A 13,445-nucleotide genomic window follows, 5' to 3' on the forward strand; every position below is an offset into this window, starting at 1 on the left:
AAAGGAATTTAAAAGAATAGGCACTGCAAAAGCAATGCCTAAACAATTAAAACTTCTTTTCTTTAACTTTGGCCGCTTTACCTTGACGATCGCGTAAGTAGTAAAGTTTTGCACGACGAACTTTACCGCGCTTTAATACCTTGATTTCAGCAATTCTCGGAGAGTGAACCGGGAAGGTTCTTTCGACGCCGACACCATAGGAAAGGCGTCTGACGGTAAAGGTTTCGTTGATGCTGCCGCCTTGACGTTTGATGACGGTACCTTCGAATGCTTGGATTCGTTCTCTGGAACCTTCGATGATGCGGTAGTTTACTTGTACGGTGTCGCCTACTTTAAATTCAGGCACATTGTCTTTTAATTGCGCTTGTTCAATGGATTTAATGATGTCCATGCTTTTCCCCCTCTTGTTTTTCTTTGAGAGTCTTTAAATAACTCTTATCCGACTCCGAAAGTGGTGCTGTCTCTAAGAGATCGGGCCTACGTTCGTAGGTTACTTTCAGAGCTTCTCTTCTTCTATATTCTTCGATCTTTCGGTGATTGCCGCTTAACAGCACATCGGGTACACAATAGCCTCGGAAATTATAGGGCCTGGTGTAGTGGCTATGCTCGAGAAGGCCTTGACTATGGGATTCTTCCACAGCCGAATCCTCGTTGCTCAGGACGCCGTCAATCAAGCGACTCACGCCGTCGATTAAGATCATAGAGCCCAGCTCCCCGCCGGAAAGTACGTAATCACCGACTGAAATTTCTTCGTCGATATAGTGGTCCAACACACGCTGATCGATGCCTTCGTAGTGACCGTTGACCAGGACGATGTGTTCTTTCTTTGCCAATGCTTCCAACTTCGACTGGGTTAATACCTTGCCACGCGGCGATAAATGAATGACGTAACCGTCCCATCCGCGATTTTTTAATATGGCATCGGTAACCGGCTGTGCCTGCAAAACCATGCCCGGACCGCCGCCGTAGCTGTAGTCGTCTACATTGTTGTGTTTGTCTGTGGTGTAATCCCGAATGTTGACGCTGTCTAATCGGATGATGCCTTTATCCACGGCCCGTCCGATGACGGAATAGCTCTTCATCGAGTCGACAAATTCAGGAAATAAAGTCAGTACGGTAAACCTCATAAAAGCATCCCCTCGATGGGTTCGACGACGATGCCTTCATCGTCCACGGAGCGAACAAAGGCTTTTACAAACGGAATAAGCACTTGGCCTGTTTCCGTGGATATGACCAGTATGTCGTTGCCGTGCTGCGTCAGAACATCGGTCAGCTCGCCGATCACATCCCCCGCCACAGTAGATACACGAAGACCGATCAGGTCGTCGATAAAGTACTGATCTTTTTCAAGGGGCTTGCGATCTTCGAAGGGAATATACAGTTTCTTCTTGACGATTCCCTCCGAGGCATTTCGCGTGTCCACGCCCTGAATTTTTATAAGCGCCATGTTTTTTTGAACCGACGCCGATTCAATCTCGCGCAAGGTATCTTCACCTTCGATGAAGACGCGCTGAATGGTTTTGAATCGCTCCGGCGAATCCGTGTAGGGATAAACCTTGATCATGCCGCGAATGCCGTGGGCCGATGTGATTTCTCCGACGAGTACTTTATCCTTCTTTGGCATCGAAATCCACCGAGACCATCACTTGTTCCTTCGTCCCCACCGCTTTTGCGATGCTTCGAATGGAGCGGGCAATTTTTCCCTGACGTCCGATGACGCGCCCCATATCGTCGGGATTCAGATACACTTGGATGTGGACCTCGTCGCCGTCGACGGTTTCAATAACTTCAACGGACTCGGGATCCTTAACGAGCTTCGAGACGATGTAGTGAATTAACGCTTCCATGTCTCACCTCCTGGTTTGAAACTTATGCTTCTTCAGCTACTTCTTCCGCTTCCGGGGCTTCTTCAGCTACTTCTTCCCCTTCAGCTTCTTCAGCTTCTGCAGCTGCGGCGGCTTCTTCAGCAGCTTTGGCTGCGGCTGCTTTTGCTTCTTCCGCTTCTTTTGCCTTGCGTTCTTTTGCTTCTTCGTCTAAGCGATCTAATTCGGCTTCTCTTTCAGCCAAGGCTTTGCGTTCAGCGGCCTTTTCTTCTTCCCGTTTAGCTTTTTGAACGTTGGAGTTGTCGTAGCTGCCCGTTGCGTCGTAAACGGCATTTTCTTTAAAGAGGCGGTCTACCGTGTCCGTGGGTTTTGCACCGTTTTTGATCCAAGTGTTCGCCTTATCGGCATCGACGCGCAGGATCTTCGGTTCCGTCAGGGGATTGTAGTAGCCGATTTCTTCAATGAAGCGACCGTCTCTCGGTTTTCTGGAGTCTGCTACAACAATTCTGTAAAAAGGATTCTTCTTGGAACCCATTCTCTTTAATCTAATTTTTACTGCCATTATTTCCTCCCATATTTCTCATTTAAAATGGAAAAGGCATTTTCATTTTGCGTTTACCTTTTCCGCCACTCATTGCGCCGAGCTTCTTCATCATTTTTCGCAATTCTTTAAATTGCTTTAAAAGCCCGTTCACCTGTCTTACATCGGTACCCGATCCTTGGGCAATGCGCTTTTTCCTCGAACTGTCGATGATCTCCGGATGGGTGCGCTCTTTTTTCGTCATGGAGCGAATAATCGCCTCCACGCGAGCAAACTCTTTCTCGTCGATCTTTAAATTTTTCATGGCCTTGTTGTTCATGCCCGGAAGCATGCCCAGCAAATCTTCCAAGGGACCGAGATTTCGCATTTGCTCCATTTGGTCCAGAAAGTCGTCGAAGGTGAAGGTTTGTGAACGAATTTTTTCTTCCAATTCTTTGGCTTTTTTCTCGTCCACAAAGGCTTCCGCCTTTTCGATGAGGCCAACCACATCGCCCATGCCTAAAATACGCTTCGCCATGCGATCCGGGTGGAACACTTCCAGTGCGTCCAATTTTTCGCCTAGAGCGATAAATTTAATGGGCACCTCGGTCACCGAGCGAATCGAAAGGGCCGCACCGCCTCGGGCGTCGCCGTCCAGCTTCGTGAGTACGACGCCGGTAATGGACAGGGCGTCGTTGAAGGCTTGGGCTACTTTTACCGCATCTTGACCGGTCATGGCATCCAATACCAATAGGATTTCCGTCGGCGACGTGGCCTCTTTAATCCCTTTGATTTCGTCCATGAGGGCTTCATCGACGTGGAGACGACCTGCCGTATCGATGATGACGACGTCGTTGCCGTTGGCCTTGGCGTGTTCCACACCCCGTTTGGCGATGGCCACAGGATCTTCATCGGTTCCCTGAGCAAATACAGGGACCTGCACTTGCGATGCCAATACTTCCAACTGCTTGATGGCAGCCGGCCGATAGACGTCGCAGGCGACGAGCAGGGGCCGCTTGTTTTGCTTCTTAAGTAAGCGCGCAAGCTTTGCCGTGGTGGTGGTCTTACCGGCCCCTTGCAGACCGGTCATTAAGATCACCGTCGGACTTTTAGAAAAATCGATTTTTTCAGCACTGTCGCCCATTAAAGCCGACAGCTCTTCCATGACGATTTTGATGACCTGTTGGCCCGGCGTCAAACTTTCCATGACGTCGCTGCCCAAGGAGCGTTCCTTCACTTTTTTTACAAAGGATTTGACGACTTTAAAATTGACATCGGCCTCCAGCAGTGCCAATTTGACTTCGCGCATCGCCTCATCGACATCTTGCTCGGTGACTTTGCCTTTGCCGCGCAATTTGCCGATGGTGTCTTGCAATTTATCGGCCAGGGATTCAAATATCATAGTATCCCTCCTTATCTATACGAGTTTCAATCGAATCGATGATTTCATGAAAACGGGTATCCGTCGAGAAAGGCCTAAGGGCTTCCAAGGAGGCTACAATCGCCTCGCCGTCTTCTTTCCATCGCTTCGTTTTTTCGGCGAGTTTCAGGTTCGACTCGTAATTTTTCAGCGCCGATTCCGCACGCTTAATGTGCTCGGAAATGGCCTGCTTCGAAATACTTAACAGATCGGAAATCTCGTTTAAGGAATAATCTTCCTTGTAATAGAGATCCATTACTTGCCTTTGCCTGTCGCTTAGTAATTCATCGTATAAGTCTAACAAAACATTGACGTGTACTGTCTTATCCATGATCACTCCCATAAAAAACAGGGTCAGGTAAATTCCTTGACCCTGTGGATTATACTATCCCTTGCGGCGATTGTCAATATTCAATGTCTAAAATTTCATCGACTGTCTTGTAGCGAACGCCGCCTTTCATATATACCTTCGGCAACCGTTGTTTAAAGTGGGTGACGAAGGAGGTGGGGATTTCGTTATTGGCCTTGGCGATTTCTTCGATGGTGATTTCTTCATTGCCTTGTCTGCCGATAATAACGACTTCATCGCCGACTTTGCAATCGACGCCTGTTACATCGATCATCATTTGGTCCATACAAATGCGGCCGATTTGCGGGCAGCGCTTGCCACCAACGAGAACATCGAATTTTTCAGACATACTGCGTTCCATGCCGTCGGCATAGCCGATGGGAATCGTGGCAATTTTGGTTTCCTCTTCGGTGACGTATATTTGACCGTAGCTGACGCCTTCGCCGGCTCCGACGGTTTTGACGTGACCGATTTCGGCTTTTAATTGTGCAACAAAGCGAACGTCAAAATCTCTTCCGCCGGGATCGCCTTCTCTCGTACCGTATTGAATAATACCGGGACGAACATATTCTAAGTCGAATTCCCTAAAATTCATTAACGCGTGGGAATTGGCGACGTGGCGATTCAGCGTGATGCCTCGTTTTTTCAATTGTTGGTAAACCCAGTCGTAACGTTCGTATTGTTTTAAGGTAAAGTCGCGGTCTTCATCGGCGAGGGCAAAGTGTGTAAACATGCCTTTCACTTCGATATTGTCCATACGAACAATCTTTTCGATGATATCGACGCTTTCTTCTGTCGGTTTAAAGCCGATACGGTTCATCCCCGAGTCGATGGCAATATGAACGCCGGCTTTTTTGCCCATGCGGCCGGCCAAGGCGTTCAGCTTTTCGGCGACATCCAGGCGATACAGGGCCATGTCAATGGAATTTTCGATCATCATATCGGAAACTTCTTCCGGCGTATAACCTAAAACTAAAATTTCTACTTTAGGCAAAGCACGGCGCAGAGCGATCCCTTCGTTTCCGGAGGCGACGGCAAAATGTGTTACGCCGCATTCTTTCATGGTCTTTGCCACTTCTATGGCGCCGAAGGAATAGGCATCTGCTTTAACAATGGATATTACTTCGGTCCCTTCCTTTAAATGCCGCTGAATTTCCTGCATATTTTTCTTTACTTGATCGAGATCAATTTCCAGCCAAGCGGGACGTGTAATTTTCATAAATACCTCCTCCTATCGCGCGTTGGTATAATTTCTTTTCTCTATTATCCAACTTTCATTAAGAAATTGCAATAGTTAGTTGAAAAGATACATATTATTCCGCATTTATCAACGCATTTGCAAAATCTTTGCCGGAGAAATCCTGCAGATCCAGCATGCCTTCGCCGACGCCGATAAGTTTAATGGGAATGTCCAGCTCCTTCACTAGAGGCAGGACCACGCCGCCTTTCGCCGTGCCGTCAAGTTTTGTGAGAATCAGGCCGCTGAGATCGGTGACTTCGTTAAAGGTCTTGGCCTGGAGAATGGCATTTTGTCCGGTGGTGGCGTCGAGAACCAAGAGGGATTCTTTTTGCGCATCCGGCGCTTCTTTTTCGATGATGCGATGAATTTTCTCCAGCTCGTTCATTAAATTCTTTTTATTGTGAAGACGTCCCGCCGTGTCGCAAATTAATACATCGATGTTTCGGGATTTTTGCGCCTGAATGGCATCGTAAACCACCGCCGCCGGGTCGGCACCTTCTTTATGGCTGATGACCGGCGTGCCGGAGCGTTCGCCCCAGGTTTCAATTTGTTCGATGGCGGCCGCACGGAATGTATCCGCCGCTGCAATTAAAACGGATTTTCCCTCGCTCTTAAAGCGGTAGGCGAGTTTGCCGATGGTCGTGGTTTTACCGACGCCATTGACACCGACGATTAAGATGATGGCAGGTGAGGGATCCACTTTTAAACGATTTTTTCCCGGATCGTCTTCTAAAATGGCGCGGATTTCTTCCGCCAGCAGGCCTTTTACTTCTTTCGGGTCTTGGATTTGCTTTTCTCGAATGCTGTCTTTTAAGCGGTCGATTAAGGTCATGGTGGTTTCCATGCCCATGTCCGAAGAGATTAAAAGATCTTCCAAGTCTTCCATCATGTCGTCGTCAATTTTAACATAATTGCCCAGTATGTCATTGATCTTATAGTTCATGTCGTCGCGGGTTTTTTCAAGGCCTTGTTTTAACCGCGCAAACCAGCCGACTTTTTCCTCAGGCGCTTCAGATGCCTCTTCCGCGGGTTCCGCATCCTCAGGTTCTGAAACTTCCTCCGAGGAGGCTTCAGATTCTGCGGCAACGACACCTTCTGCTATATCCTCATCCACACCGTTTTCGGGGGCCGCTTCCGATGCTTCCATGCTGTCTTCTTCAGCGTCTGTTTCAGGTTCTGCCGTCGAATCCTCTTCGGCTGCTACGACGTCATGTTCTTCTTCAGGAAGAATCGTTTCTTCTATCGGCTCTTCCTCTTCAGGCGCTTCCTCTTCAAGCAATTCTTCTGTCGGCGCCTCATCCGATTCTTCGGCAGACTCTACATTACCAGCTTCCTCATCCGCCGCATTGGAAAAATCGTAGGCCTTGTGCTTGATAAGATCCGCCGCTTCGTTGTCCGCAGCCTCTTCGACACTGTCTGCCGCCTCTTGAACATTTTCAGCCGCCTCATCCGGAGCCTCTTCGGCCTCCTCAGCTACGGCGGTATCTATGTCTTGTTTTTCTTCCGTTTCTTCATTGGTTTCCTGTATACCGATCTTTCGTTTGATCCACTCCAACATGGGACTCAACCTCCTCTAATTCTAAAAATAACAAGCGGGAAATTCCCTTCTCTTCCATGGTCACACCGTAAATCTCGTTGGCCATTTCCATGGTCTGCTTCCGGTGGGTAATCATGATAAATTGCATATCTTCGATTTGTTTCACGTAATTGGAATAACGACGGATATTGGCGTCGTCTAAGGCTGCGTCGATCTCATCGACAATGCAAAACGGTGACTGGCGCATACGCAGGAGTGCAAACAACAAAGCCACCGCCGTCATGGATCGCTCGCCGCCGGATAATAATGATAGGGATTGAAGCTTTTTGCCCGGCGGTTGGGCGGAAATTAAAATTCCCGCCTCTAAAATGTCCCCCTCGTCCCAGGCAAGGGAGGCTTTTCCGCCTTGGAAAAGTTCGCGGAAAATATCGTTAAAGTAGCCATTAATTAAAATGAGGGCTTCTTCCAATTGCTTGCGCATATCTTTGTCCAGGCGCTTGATCATTTTTTCCAGTTTTTCTTTGGAAAGCACCAGGTCTTCCCGCTGCTCGGATAAAAAGTCTACGCGCTCTTTCCAAAGACCGTATTGCTCCAAAGCGTCTCCGTCGACCGGTCCGATTTGAAGCATTTCTCGTTCAATGGCGCTTTCTTTATTCCTGAGGGCGCTGATGGATAAACTCAAAAGGTCATCGATGTCGCCTGGATTTTCGCTTTGCTCCAAGGCGTCGGTGAAAATAACGGCGGCGCGATCCGCTTCTTCCAATTGATTTTGCAGGCGAACCAAATCCTTCTCCAAGGAAAAGGTGCGCTCTTTCTTTTCTTCCAGAGCCGATTTTTCTTCCCGAAGCTTTTGTCGCTCGGCGGATACCTGTTCTTTCAGCGCTGACAGGGCTTCCTGAAGCACCACCACCCGCTCTTCCATGGCGGCTTGTTTCGGTTGCGCTTCGTCTACATGGGCCTTCAACTTTTCCATTTCATCGGCCATGGCCTGTGCCTCGTCTTCCGTGGCTTGAAGGCGTTCTTTCGCCCCTTCTATGTCCCGCAGAAGCTGTTCGTAACGCAGGTTTTGCTCTCTGTAGGCGGCAATGATTTTTTGATTTTCGATTTTCTCTCTGTTTAATTCTTCCCGCTTTTCATCGAGGCTTCGGTGCCAGTGGCCGCTATCGTCGTCGTCATTTAATGCCAACTGTTTTTGCGATTCGTCGATCTCATCCAGCGCCTTTTCCTGCGCCCCTCGTTCGTCTTCGTCGCGGCCTATGCCGTCCGATTCTTTTTGAATCTCTCCATCTAAAGAAGCGAGCTGCGCCTCACTTTGCTCCAGGGTGGAGCGAAGGCGGTAAAGTTGTTCTTCCGCCTTGCGGCAGCTTTCTTTTTTCTTCTCCCACGCCTCCGCCAGGGCCTTTCCTTCCGCTTCACCGTCGCTGTAATCGCGAAGCAGGGCCTCTAATTCTATTTTCGCATCCTTCAGCTGTTTCGAAACTGAAGCGAGCTCCGACGCTTTCTTGGCTATTTCGCTGTCTCTCGTATAGAGCTCCGTGAACCCGCTTTTCGCCTGGCCGCCGGTAATGGCACCGCCGACCTGAAAGACATCGCCGCCTTTGGTGACGATGCGATAGCGGTGTTTCAAATCCTTCGCCAGTTCCTTTGCCTCAGCCACCGTTTCGACTAAGAGGATGCGCCCCAAAAGAAAGTCGGCAACAGGGCGCAAATCCCCTGTGCAGCTGACGCAGCTCGATGCGACGCGAAAAGATACCCTCGTTTGTCGTTCTAAATCATCGGGCAGGGCCCGCGGGGTTAGGCTGTTCAGGGGAAGGAAGGTTAAGCGACCCATTTTCCTGCTCTTTAAGTACGACAAAACGGCGCTGATTTTTCGGTCGTCTTTTAAAATAATGTTTTGACCGCCGTAGCCTAAAGCGGTGGAAATGGCCAGGGCGTCGGCCTCCTCTACATGAAGATGCTCCGCCACAGGGCCGATGACATCTGCATAAAAAGATTCTGTGTGGGCGGCTTTTAAAAACTGCTTCACGCCATGTTGAAAGCCTTCGTGATTGTCGCGAAGACGCTCCAGGTAACGCTTTTCACGCTCAATGCCTTCGGCACTCATGCTCAGGCTCTTGATTTTACTATCCCATCCGTCGATTTGTATTTTTATTTCGGCCTGGCATTTCTGTTTATCTTTAAGGCCGGCTTCTAAATCCTCCGATGCCTTCGTTAAACCATCCGCTTTTTCTTTGTATTCCTCGACGCTTTCCAGAAGGGTGTCTCTTTCCCCTTGCCATTCCTCTCGTCGCTTTTTTAACTGAGACAAACGCTCGGTGCGTTCCTTCAAAAGGTAATCCAAAGCCTGCAGACGCGATTCCAGAGAGTGACGTTGATCGGCCAATTGTTCCAGCGCTTCGCGGCGGGATTTTTCTCCTGAATCCACCACGGCCACCTTTTCCCGAAGACGCTCGTACGCTTCATTCATCGATTCAAGGGCGGCGGCTTTTTTATCCACGCCCTCTTTCAGGCTGAGGACATCTTTTTCTTGCTTTTCGGCGACGCGGGCCATTTCTTCCAGTTCTTCCCGCAGTTTTTCGGCGACAGCTTCTTTTTGTGTTTTCTCTTTATTTAAGTAATCTCTGCGTTCCGTTTTCGAGCGCAGATCCCCCAACGCCTGTTCCTTGTCACGAATGAGGGTCAGGATTTCGTCGTTTAAGGCGCCTTCGCTGTCGCCGTCGGATTCAATTTTCAATTCTTTTTCTTGAATCGCCGCCTCGAGCAAGCGGTTCGCTTCTTTTTCTTCCTGCCACGCAGCTTCCGATTCCTTGTAGCGCGCCCGAATCTTTTCTTGCTTTTCCTTTGCCGAGGCCACTTCCCGACTCAGCAGGGCAAAGTTGTATTTTTTCTTTTCCTCGTCCAATTCATTGAGGCGCAGGGCCTTTTCCCGCTTCTCCTCCATTTCGCCGGTGCGACTCTTCAGTTCGGAAAAAATATCGTCGATGCGCTCAATGTGATCCGTGGTTTTATTTAGATTTCGCAGGGTTTCTTCTTTGCGTAATTTGAATTTGCTGATGCCGGCCGCTTCTTCGAAGGCATTTCTGCGGTCTTGAGGCCGCGTACTTAAAATCTCTTCGATCTGGCCTTGGCCGATAAAGGAATAGCCGTTCTTTCCGATGCCCGTGTCGAGAAAAATTTCCCGTATGTCTTTTTGCCGCACCCGCTTTTTATTAATGGTGTATTGGCTTTCGCCGGAGCGGAAATATTTTCTGGAGACGGAAAGCTCTTCGTAGGGCAAATCAAAAAAGCCGTCCTTGTTATCGAATGTGAGAACGACTTCCGCAAAATTCACGCCTTGATGGCGATCGGTGCCGCTGAAAATAACATCTTCCATTTTATTTCCGCGAAGTTGTTTGACACTGGATTCACCCAAAGCCCACATAATGCCGTCGACGATATTGCTCTTGCCGCTACCGTTAGGGCCGACAATGGCCGTAATGTCTTCGGAAAAGCGAATTCGCGTTCGCTTGGCAAAAGATTTAAAGCCGTAAAGCTCCATTTCAATTAAATGCATGGGTATATTCCTCTCCCTTGATCTGAAGTTCTTCCGCCTGCCCTTTTATACTTCGAAAAGTGACTGGCCCGTACACGGCCTCCAGTTGTTTTCTTCCGTAGCCGAAGGGGCCCACCAAATAATTAATGGCCTTTGGGCTTCCTTCTACAGACGCCACGGTCTTATACGTCCTGAAAATCTTCGCCAACCGTCGATGGGATTCGGCAAATTCCCTGAAATTATCGTGATACGGCCCCGCTACATAGCTACTGCGCGCCATTTGCGGCAGACCGCCACGTATCACCGTTATTTTCGCAGCGTCGTATAGATCCAAAAGCTGCGCCACGGTGTCGATGGCCTCTTTTAAAGATAGAGGCTTGTATTTGCCTTCTTTGTACAGGGCATAAAGGGCCGTGTTTTGAAAGACCACGGTGGGATAGATCCGCGTGAAATCGCCTCGCGATGCGATCCAGCGGGCCGTCATTATGTCTTTTTCCAAAGAATCTTTCGGAAGACCGATCATTTGTTGAAGGCCCACCTTCAATCCCGCCCCTTTTGCCAGGGCCACGGTGCGGTCCATCTCCGCCAATGCGACGCCTCGATTGGACGCACTTAATACCTCGTCGTCCACCGACTGTATGCCGAATTCCACGGTGTTGACGCCGGCAGATTTCAGCCGCGAAAAGTCCTCCGCGGATAATTTCTCCGGCCGCGTAGACAGGCGTATGCCGGAAACTTCCCCTGATTGTAAAAAGGGTCGTACGCCACGTAGAAGGGACGTTTGTTTTTCCACACTTAGCATGGTGAAGGTGCCGCCGTAAAAAGCCACCTCCATTGGCGTAGAACTGTTTTTCTCCAGCCCCTCGGCGACTTCACGGCGCACGTCATCTTCCGTGATCGCACCCGCCACCCCGGTGATTTGATTTTGATCGCAGTAGATGCACTTCACCGGGCATCCGGCAAAGGGAATGAATATCGGAATTATCTTACACTTCGCCATGATTCATCTTTCTCAATGCCTCTTTCGCCGCATGGCTCTCCGCCGTCTTTTTATTACGGCCACGTCCGGTGGCAAGGGCCCTGTCCAAAACAAATACCGTAGCTTCAAAGCGATCTTCATCGCCCAGTGCCGATGGATCGATTTCTTTTAACTCATAAGTCACGCCGTTTTTCCGATACTTCTTTTGAACCGCTTCCTGCAGACGGGATTTGTAATCGACTTTCGGGCCTTTGTGGCGGTTTAATAGGGTGTCTTCCACAAAAGCGCGGGCCGCATCCAAGCCGCCGTCGAGGTAAATGGCGCCGACGAGGGCTTCATATAAGTCGTCGCTGTGGACGTTAAACTTTTCGTCCTTTTTCAGCTCCTCACCCATGAGAAGAAATTTTCCTAAGCCCAGCGCTTCTGCCGCCGCTTTTAATGACCCTTCGCAAACCAAGTCGGCCCGCATTTTTGTCAGCGCGCCCTCTTCTTGATCTGATTGCGCAAAAAGATAATCGCCGACGATAAAATTCAGCAGACTGTCGCCTAAAAATTCCAAACGCTCGTAGGATAGTGTGTTTCTCTCTTTGCTATAGGTCTTATGAGAAAAAGCCTCGATCAACAGATGCGGATGCTTAAATCGAATGCCGATTCGCGCCTCCAATTCGTGAAAGGACGTCAATCCAGATCAAACTCCTCCAACAAATCCAAGACATCGCCGATGGTGCGGACTTTTTCCAGGCGATCTTCGTCAATTTCAATATCGAATTCATCTTCAACGGTCATAATCGTCTCCACCAACTCGATGGAATCCATATTTAAGTCGTCGATAAAATCCAAGGAGGGCTCCAAATCCTCCACGGGACGATTCACTTGCTCGGCAATAATTTCTAAAATTCTTTCTCTCATCGTACGTCTCCTTCACTATTTTCTTCTCCGCCTACCATACGTACCAATGCCTCCGTCGCCGATAAAATGGCCTCGGCATTGGATGCACCGTGTGCTTTAAACACAGGTTTTTCCAAGCCCAATAGGGGCACGCCGCCGTAGCGGCTGTAGTCCAGATCACTTAAAATTTTCTTTGCAAGCATCTTGAGCTCGCCGCCCTTTTCACTTCCCTTCGCCAAAGAAACCATGGTCCGTTGAATGTAGCCTACCGTGCCCTCGATGGTCTTCAGCAAAATATTTCCGGCAAATCCGTCAGCTACAATAACATTGACATTATTAAACAAAACGTCACGGGCCTCCATGTTCCCGGCGAAGTGCTTCAGCTCTTGAGCCATTAATTCATAGGCCGCCTTCACCTGTTGATTGCCCTTGCCTTCTTCCGTGCCCACGTTTAATAAAGCCACCGTCGGCGCTTCCACGCCTTCCGTATCCTGCAAATAGCTTTGGCCCATTTTTGCAAAGCTCAAAAGCATCTCCGGTGTGGCATCCATATTGGCACCTACGTCTAAAATCAATTTCTTTTGGCCGCTGATCTCCAAGTAAACAGGAAGGGCCGCCCGTTCCACGCCTTCTTTGCGCTTCACGATAAACATACCGCCGGCCAATAAAGCGCCGGTGCTGCCTGCGCTGATCATGCCGTCAACCAGTCCTTCTTTTAATGCAGCCAGCCCCTGAACGACGGCGCTGTCTTTCTTTTTGCGAATGGCCAATGCCGGACTGTCTTCCTGCTCAATGGCCGAGGCGCAATGGACAATATGGTCTTCGTCCACGCCTTCGAAGGACGATAAAAGCGTTTTGTCGCCGAAAAATACCGGTTCAATACCTAAGACGTCCTTCGCCTTCAGTGCACCTTCTACAATAGCCTGAGGCGCGTGATCGCCGCCCTGACAATCAAATGCTATTTTCATAGAATTCCCCTTTATATCAATCTAAATAATTGCTCTGTTCGATCCAACCTATTGTAATATAAACCCTTCCCGTCATTCAACTATTTAGCCGAATATGTATTTTTCGCAAAAAAATAACCCTACAACTGAAAGCTGTAAGGTTAATCTCGTCAATAGGACATCCCGCCATCGAGTCCCGATGAACTCGAT

General features: G+C 49.1%; 13 protein-coding genes and 1 pseudogene. All 14 read right to left on the reverse strand.

Features of this window, described 5'->3' with window-relative positions; all coding sequences use genetic code 11:
* Nucleotides 1–46 precede the first annotated feature (46 nt).
* The 14 genes and pseudogenes from rplS to plsX all read right to left on the reverse strand — a co-directional run bounded on the left by rplS (nt 47) and on the right by plsX (nt 13,256).
* The gene (gene rplS, locus WKT05_RS00820; RefSeq protein ID WP_215507453.1) at nt 47–391 is read right to left on the reverse strand and encodes a 50S ribosomal protein L19; all 345 of its coding nucleotides are present in this window, start codon (nt 389–391) and stop codon (nt 47–49) included.
* The gene (gene trmD, locus WKT05_RS00825; RefSeq protein WP_215507451.1) at nt 378–1,127 is read right to left on the reverse strand and encodes a tRNA (guanosine(37)-N1)-methyltransferase TrmD; all 750 of its coding nucleotides are present in this window, start codon (nt 1,125–1,127) and stop codon (nt 378–380) included. Before trmD ends, rplS begins: the two co-directional genes overlap by 14 nt.
* Nucleotides 1,124–1,624: a ribosome maturation factor RimM gene (gene rimM, locus WKT05_RS00830; RefSeq protein WP_340412500.1), complete on the reverse strand. Its 501-nt coding sequence runs from the start codon at nt 1,622–1,624 to the stop codon at nt 1,124–1,126. Before rimM ends, trmD begins: the two co-directional genes overlap by 4 nt.
* The gene (locus tag WKT05_RS00835) at nt 1,608–1,847 is read right to left on the reverse strand and encodes a KH domain-containing protein (RefSeq protein WP_340412501.1); all 240 of its coding nucleotides are present in this window, start codon (nt 1,845–1,847) and stop codon (nt 1,608–1,610) included. The genes rimM and WKT05_RS00835 overlap by 17 nt, the downstream gene beginning before the upstream one ends.
* A gap of 292 nt (nt 1,848–2,139) precedes the next feature.
* Nucleotides 2,140–2,385, reverse strand: a pseudogene (gene rpsP, locus WKT05_RS00840) (30S ribosomal protein S16); the annotation flags it as partial.
* A gap of 22 nt (nt 2,386–2,407) precedes the next feature.
* On the reverse strand, nt 2,408–3,745 hold the full coding sequence (ffh, locus tag WKT05_RS00845) for a signal recognition particle protein (protein ID WP_340412502.1): 1,338 nt from the start codon (nt 3,743–3,745) through the stop codon (nt 2,408–2,410).
* Nucleotides 3,735–4,094, reverse strand: coding sequence for a YlxM family DNA-binding protein (gene ylxM, locus WKT05_RS00850; RefSeq protein WP_215507443.1), 360 nt, complete (start codon nt 4,092–4,094; stop codon nt 3,735–3,737). The genes ffh and ylxM overlap by 11 nt, the downstream gene beginning before the upstream one ends.
* Nucleotides 4,095–4,167: 73 nt before the next feature.
* Nucleotides 4,168–5,331, reverse strand: a complete 1,164-nt coding sequence (alr, locus tag WKT05_RS00855; RefSeq protein WP_340412503.1) for an alanine racemase — start codon at nt 5,329–5,331, stop codon at nt 4,168–4,170.
* Between the two features lie 94 nt (nt 5,332–5,425).
* Complete coding sequence (gene ftsY / locus WKT05_RS00860; RefSeq protein ID WP_340412504.1) at nt 5,426–6,910, reverse strand: signal recognition particle-docking protein FtsY; 1,485 nt, start codon at nt 6,908–6,910, stop codon at nt 5,426–5,428.
* Nucleotides 6,864–10,442, reverse strand: coding sequence for a chromosome segregation protein SMC (gene smc, locus WKT05_RS00865; protein ID WP_340412505.1), 3,579 nt, complete (start codon nt 10,440–10,442; stop codon nt 6,864–6,866). Before smc ends, ftsY begins: the two co-directional genes overlap by 47 nt.
* Nucleotides 10,429–11,421: an elongator complex protein 3 gene (locus tag WKT05_RS00870; RefSeq protein WP_340412506.1), complete on the reverse strand. Its 993-nt coding sequence runs from the start codon at nt 11,419–11,421 to the stop codon at nt 10,429–10,431. The genes smc and WKT05_RS00870 overlap by 14 nt, the downstream gene beginning before the upstream one ends.
* Complete coding sequence (gene rnc, locus WKT05_RS00875) at nt 11,408–12,082, reverse strand: ribonuclease III (RefSeq protein WP_340412507.1); 675 nt, start codon at nt 12,080–12,082, stop codon at nt 11,408–11,410. Before rnc ends, WKT05_RS00870 begins: the two co-directional genes overlap by 14 nt.
* Entirely contained in the window at nt 12,079–12,309 is a 231-nt protein-coding gene (locus tag WKT05_RS00880; protein ID WP_340412508.1) for an acyl carrier protein, read from the reverse strand. Before WKT05_RS00880 ends, rnc begins: the two co-directional genes overlap by 4 nt.
* Nucleotides 12,306–13,256, reverse strand: coding sequence for a phosphate acyltransferase PlsX (gene plsX / locus WKT05_RS00885; RefSeq protein WP_340412509.1), 951 nt, complete (start codon nt 13,254–13,256; stop codon nt 12,306–12,308). Before plsX ends, WKT05_RS00880 begins: the two co-directional genes overlap by 4 nt.
* Nucleotides 13,257–13,445 lie beyond the last annotated feature (189 nt).

It is taken from the genome of Peptoniphilus sp. HCN-40583 (assembly GCF_037892835.1).
Lineage (GTDB): Bacteria > Bacillota > Clostridia > Tissierellales > Peptoniphilaceae > Aedoeadaptatus > Aedoeadaptatus rachelemmaiella.

Bases quoted from the DNA above. Each gene is read 5' to 3' on its own strand.
- trmD (WP_215507451.1), bottom strand. From the start codon at position 1,127: ATGAGGTTTACCGTACTGACTTTATTTCCTGAATTTGTCGACTCGATG.
- WKT05_RS00870 (WP_340412506.1), bottom strand. From the start codon at position 11,421: ATGGCGAAGTGTAAGATAATTCCGATATTCATTCCCTTTGCCGGATGC.
- plsX (WP_340412509.1), bottom strand. From the start codon at position 13,256: ATGAAAATAGCATTTGATTGTCAGGGCGGCGATCACGCGCCTCAGGCT.
- rimM (WP_340412500.1), bottom strand. From the start codon at position 1,624: ATGCCAAAGAAGGATAAAGTACTCGTCGGAGAAATCACATCGGCCCAC.
- WKT05_RS00835 (WP_340412501.1), bottom strand. From the start codon at position 1,847: ATGGAAGCGTTAATTCACTACATCGTCTCGAAGCTCGTTAAGGATCCC.
- ftsY (WP_340412504.1), bottom strand. From the start codon at position 6,910: ATGTTGGAGTGGATCAAACGAAAGATCGGTATACAGGAAACCAATGAA.
- rplS (WP_215507453.1), bottom strand. From the start codon at position 391: ATGGACATCATTAAATCCATTGAACAAGCGCAATTAAAAGACAATGTG.
- alr (WP_340412503.1), bottom strand. From the start codon at position 5,331: ATGAAAATTACACGTCCCGCTTGGCTGGAAATTGATCTCGATCAAGTA.
- ffh (WP_340412502.1), bottom strand. From the start codon at position 3,745: ATGATATTTGAATCCCTGGCCGATAAATTGCAAGACACCATCGGCAAA.
- WKT05_RS00880 (WP_340412508.1), bottom strand. From the start codon at position 12,309: ATGAGAGAAAGAATTTTAGAAATTATTGCCGAGCAAGTGAATCGTCCC.
- smc (WP_340412505.1), bottom strand. From the start codon at position 10,442: ATGCATTTAATTGAAATGGAGCTTTACGGCTTTAAATCTTTTGCCAAG.
- ylxM (WP_215507443.1), bottom strand. From the start codon at position 4,094: ATGGATAAGACAGTACACGTCAATGTTTTGTTAGACTTATACGATGAA.